General features: G+C 37.9%; 5 protein-coding genes. All 5 read left to right on the top strand.

The window, feature by feature from the left end; all coding sequences use genetic code 11:
* Positions 1-289, top strand: a 289-nt coding sequence (locus EQ827_RS07715) for an SAM-dependent methyltransferase (protein WP_373563518.1), incomplete at its 5' end; no start/stop codon positions are given.
* A 13-nt stretch (positions 290-302) separates the two neighbouring features.
* Positions 303-1,982 carry a DNA repair protein RecN gene (recN, locus tag EQ827_RS07710; protein WP_181190419.1) on the top strand — a complete coding sequence of 560 codons (1,680 nt, stop codon included), beginning with the start codon at positions 303-305 and terminating at the stop codon, positions 1,980-1,982.
* Positions 1,983-2,082: 100 nt separating this feature from the next.
* The gene (gene gmk / locus EQ827_RS07705; RefSeq protein WP_181190420.1) at positions 2,083-2,697 is read left to right on the top strand and encodes a guanylate kinase; all 615 of its coding nucleotides are present in this window, start codon (positions 2,083-2,085) and stop codon (positions 2,695-2,697) included.
* A gap of 2 nt (positions 2,698-2,699) precedes the next feature.
* A complete protein-coding gene (rpoZ, locus tag EQ827_RS07700) occupies positions 2,700-2,987 on the top strand; it encodes a DNA-directed RNA polymerase subunit omega (RefSeq protein ID WP_181190418.1) in 288 nt (95 codons plus the stop codon).
* A gap of 60 nt (positions 2,988-3,047) precedes the next feature.
* A partial coding sequence (gene priA, locus EQ827_RS07695) for a primosomal protein N' (RefSeq protein ID WP_181190417.1) occupies positions 3,048-5,301 on the top strand: 2,254 nt, incomplete at its 3' end.

Here is a 5,301-nt window from a genome sequence, read left to right as displayed (position 1 = left end):
GGTGTGCTTAATTAAACCCCAATTTGAAGCTGGTCCCCAAAATGTGGGCAAGCATGGCGTTGTGCGCGATCATCATGTTCATGAGACTGTTTTAGAAGAAATTATTGAATTTGCTTTAAAACATAATTATGATGTGCTGGGATTAGATTTTTCGCCAATAACTGGCGGAGAAGGGAATATTGAATTTTTGCTTCACATACGTTTAAGTGACCAGCTGGGGCAATTATCATCTGCCGTAAGTATTCCAACTGTTTTAGCAAATGCTTATGCACATCTAACGCAAAAGTAATGAGGTAGATTAAATGCTACAAGAGTTAGTTATTCAAGATTTTGCGATTATTAAAAAAATTGATGTTAAATTTACTAAGGGATTAACTGCCTTAACTGGGGAAACGGGAGCGGGAAAATCCATTATTTTAGATGCCTTAGGTTTGTTATTGGGTAACCGTGGTTTCAGTGAATATGTACGATCTGGATGCAAAAAAGCTCGAGTGCAAGGTTTGTTTTCGTTAGAGGACTTTAATCGTGATTTTATCCAAGATTTTTGTCAGAATCATGGTATTGACTTTAGTGATCAAAGTCTGATTATTCAGCGTGAACTCCAAGAAAATGGCCGCAATGTCTGTCGGATTAATACGCAATTAGTACCAGTTGCGGCTTTAAAACAGTTAGGACAATATTTAGTAGATATTAGCGGTCAAAATCAAAGCCAAAGTTTATTAGATTCTAATAATCATGTTCATTTACTTGATCAATTTACTTCTACACGAATTAAGAAGCCTTTAAGTGCTTATCAGCAAGAATATCGTTTATACCACCAATTACAAAAACGCCTCACAAATTTACAAAATAATCAACAGCAGCGTGCTCAGCAGTTGGATATGCTGCAATTTCAAGTAAGAGAAATTAAAAGTGCTAATTTGCTTCCCGAGGAAGAAGAGCAATTATTGGCTGAACAAAGGCAATTAGCTAATTTTGAAAAAATACACGAAAATTTACAAACTACGTACGAGGTGTTGGCGCAAAACACCACCGGAATTATCGACCAAATGGGACCGATAGTCAAAGCAATGCAAGCCATTGGCGAATATCAAGATGAATACAAGCAAATTACTCAAGAACTTGAAAGTGCTTATTATGAGTTACAAGATAGCCAAGATCGTTTAGTCCAACAACTAGATTTGCAGGATTATGATCCCAACCGTCTCAACGCAATTGAACAGCGCTTACAGCTATTGCGTGATTTAGAAAAAAAATATGGTCGAAATGTGGCAGAAGTTATAGCTTTTGGTGAAAAAGCACAAACGCAACTGCAAAATTTACAGCAAGAACAACAAGACCCTCAACAATTACAAGCTCAATTAAAACAACAAACTGAGCTTTTAGAACAAAAAGCTGTCCAACTTAACCAGGTGCGTCACCAAGCTGCCCAAGAATTGACTAGGGAAATATCTCAACAGCTAAAATCAATGTATATGGATAAAACAAGCTTTGAAGTACGTTTTACTAAGCAAGATTATTCTCTGCAAGGTAATGAAGTGGTAGAATTTTATTTGCAGACTAATCCTGGTGAAACACCTAAACCTTTAGCTAAGATTGCGTCGGGTGGGGAATTGGCTCGGATTATGCTCGCTTTAAAAACTGTTTTTGCTCAATACCAGCCTATCGGAACTTTAGTTTTTGATGAGATTGATACAGGTGTTAGTGGGCGTGTAGCCCAGGCAATTGGGGAAAAAATGGCTCAAATTGCCCAGCATGTACAGGTATTATGCATTACCCATTTACCACAGGTTGCTGCAGTAAGCGATCAGCAATATCTTGTTAAGAAACACATCGCGCACCAACAAACTTCTACATTAATTGAAACCTTAACTACCACTCAAAGAATTGAAGTGATTGCTCAAATGCTTGAGGGAACACGGGTAACATCTATTACCCGCCAGCATGCACAAGAATTGTTACAGTTAGCCCATAAATCCTAGTATGAGATGTTCATAATTAGAAAATGTGGCCGGCAAAACTTGAAAAAATTGGCTAATTAGTGCAATATAGAAGTTAATATTTTATAAAAGGTTAGTGATGTTGTTGGCAAAAGGAATGCTAATTGTTTTGTCGGGTCCGTCCGGTGTAGGCAAGGGGACTGTTAGAGGGGCAATGCTCAAAGATTCTGTTAATCAATTTAAGTATTCGGTTTCTATGACTACGCGGAAAATGCGCCCGGGTGAAAAGAATGGGGTAGATTATTTCTTTTGTAGTAAAGCAGAATTTGAAAAAAAAATTCAGCAAGGACAGATGCTTGAATATGCTCGTTATGTAGATAATTATTATGGAACGCCATTGCAGTATGTGCAAGATACCTTGGATTCTGGTAAGGATGTCTTATTAGAAATCGAAGTTAATGGTGCAATGCAAGTTCGTGAAAAAATGCCCGATGGTGTTTTTATATTTTTAACTCCGCCAGATTTATCGAGCTTACGCAGCCGCATTACCCATCGTGGTTCGGAAGATTTGACTACGATTAATAAACGGATGGAAAAAGCTCGACAAGAAATAAAAATGATGTCAAACTATGATTATGCAGTGGTCAATGATGAAGTTCCCCGGGCAGTAAAACGGATAGAACAAATAGTCACGAGTGAACACCTGCGTGTGCCACGAGTAATTGATAGTTATCGAAAAATGATTGGAGATTTGTGATTATGATTTCGTATCCTTCGATTGATAAGTTATTAGAGCAAGTTAATTCACGTTATTCTTTATCCATTTTGTCAGCCATGCGTGCTCATGAGATTGATGATGGTGATGAAAAGATGTTACCTGAATATAAGTCTCCTCGTTCCGTAGGGCAGGCACTTGAAGAAATTGCTTCTGGAAAAATTAAAATCGATCCTAACTCAATTATGACAGAGCGGAAAGCAGAAAAGATTGAGCGGATTGAAGAAGCTAAATTAGAGCATCAAGAAGATTTAGAACATAAAAAGGATTAAGAACTTCTCCATCAAGTGTAGTTAACTGATGGAGTTTTTTTATGAATTGAGGAGGATAATTTGTACGCACAAATTGTGGTCGATGTCCCTACACAACAAACTAATCATAGTTTTGATTATTTGATACCTTCAGATTTGACCCCAGTGATTCAACCAGGAATGCGAGTTGCCGTTCCCTTTGGGCGCAGCCAGCGATTAGTTCAAGGTTTCGTAGTTGGGATTAGTGCAACATCAAAATTTTCCGGAAAATTAAAACCCATTGATCATCTTATTGATTTACGTCCGGTTTTAAATGCAGAATTATTACAATTATCTTACTGGTTGGCGCAACAAACCTTTAGTTTTTGGATTTCATGTATGCAGACTATGCTGCCTAGTGTTATGCGAGCCAAATACCAAAAAGCAGTTATTGCTTTGGATAAAAATCTTCAAAAACAAGATTTATTTCAAGGACAAATAATGAAAATCCTAGATAATCAATTAAGTACACAAATGCAAAAACAATTGTCATTATGGCAAAAAAATGGATTAGTAGAAATTAAGTATTTGGTTAAGAACCAAGCTAAGCAATTAGAGCAGTGGTTTATTCAACGTCAAAGTTATGACTATTCAACACTTTTGTCTCAAATAAAACCCCAAGCTAAAAAGCAACGCCAATTACTTCAATTATTTATTGATAATCCGAAATTAAAATCTATTAGTTTAAAAGAACTATTAAATAAATATCATTTTACCGCGGCAACTATCAACGCGATAGTTAAAAAGGGTTGGTTAGCTAAAAACAAGCAAGTCGTCTGGCGCCAACCTGCATCACAGCCAGTAGAAGCAACTACAGATTTAAAATTAACTTTACTTCAGCAAGCAGCCTATCAAAAAATTACTCAAGCAAAAGATCAAGTAGTACTTTTAGAAGGTGTAACTGGCAGCGGTAAAACTGAAGTGTATTTGCAGTCTATTAAATATTTTTTGCAGAAAAATAAAACAGCTTTAATGCTTGTACCGGAAATTGCTCTTACTCCTCAAATGGTGGCACAGGTGCAAGGACGATTTGGTAAATTAGTGGCCGTATTGCATAGCGGTTTATCGGCTGGAGAAAGATATGACGAGTGGCGCCGTATAGAAACTGGTCAAGCCACAGTAGTAGTAGGAGCACGTTCAGCGGTGTTTGCCCCTTTAAAAAATCTCGGTATTATTATTATTGATGAGGAACATGAAGCTAGCTATAAGCAAGAAGATAACCCTCGCTATCATGCACGCGATGTTGCCTTATGGCGGGGGCAGTATCATCATTGCCCTGTAATCTTAGGCAGTGCTACTCCCAGTTTAGAATCTCGTGCCCGCGGTCAAAAGAAAGTGTATCAGTTAGTAAAATTATCCCAGCGGGTCAATCAGCATCCTTTGCCACAAGTAGATATTGTTGATTTGCGCAACCAAGATAATTTAACTGCTCAACCTGATTTATCAAAGCCATTAGTTTCCGCACTACAGCAATGTCTAAAACAACAAGAACAAGCAATTTTATTGCTTAATCGGCGGGGGTTTGCTTCTTATTTAATGTGTCGTGAATGCGGCTATGTCCCTCAGTGCCCGCATTGCGATATTTCTTTAACAGTCCATTTGCAAGAACATTATTTAATGTGTCATTATTGTGGCTATAAAGAACCGATTATGAAGATTTGTCCCCACTGTAGCAGTGCTAAATTACGTTTCAGTGGTACAGGGACGCAAAAGGTTGAACAACAGCTTCAAGCAATTTTGCCCACAGCCCGTATTATTCGCATGGATAATGATACAACGAGTCGTAAAAATGCTCATAGTCAACTATTAAAGCAGTTTGAAACAGCGGGGGATATCTTATTAGGAACCCAAATGATTGCTAAAGGGTTAGATTTTCCCAACGTTACTTTGGTGGGAGTTATTAATGCAGATACTGGTTTGATTACGAATGACTTTCGAGCAAGCGAACGCACTTTTCAGCTATTAACGCAGGTTAGCGGTCGTGCCGGCCGAGCGCAAAAGGAAGGACGAGTTTATATTCAAACATATAATCCACAGCACTATGCTATCCAATTGGCTGCCCGTCAAGATTATGAACATTTTTATCAGCAGGAAATGCGTTTTCGCCATCAGGCCGGTTATCCACCATATTTTTATTTAATTAAGGTAACAATTTCTCATCGTTCTCAGGCACAAGCGTTTAAGATGGCTTATAATATAGCTAAGCAGATTAAGCCTGTCTTAACTTCTTCAGAACAATTGTTAGGGCCAACCCAACCCACAGTTGCGCGTGTTAAAAATCGTTATTATTACCAAT

The sequence above is a fragment of the Bombilactobacillus bombi genome, from assembly GCF_013607485.1.
GTDB classification, from domain to species: domain Bacteria; phylum Bacillota; class Bacilli; order Lactobacillales; family Lactobacillaceae; genus Bombilactobacillus; species Bombilactobacillus bombi_A.
This window is presented reverse-complemented; position numbering and strand designations above follow the sequence as displayed.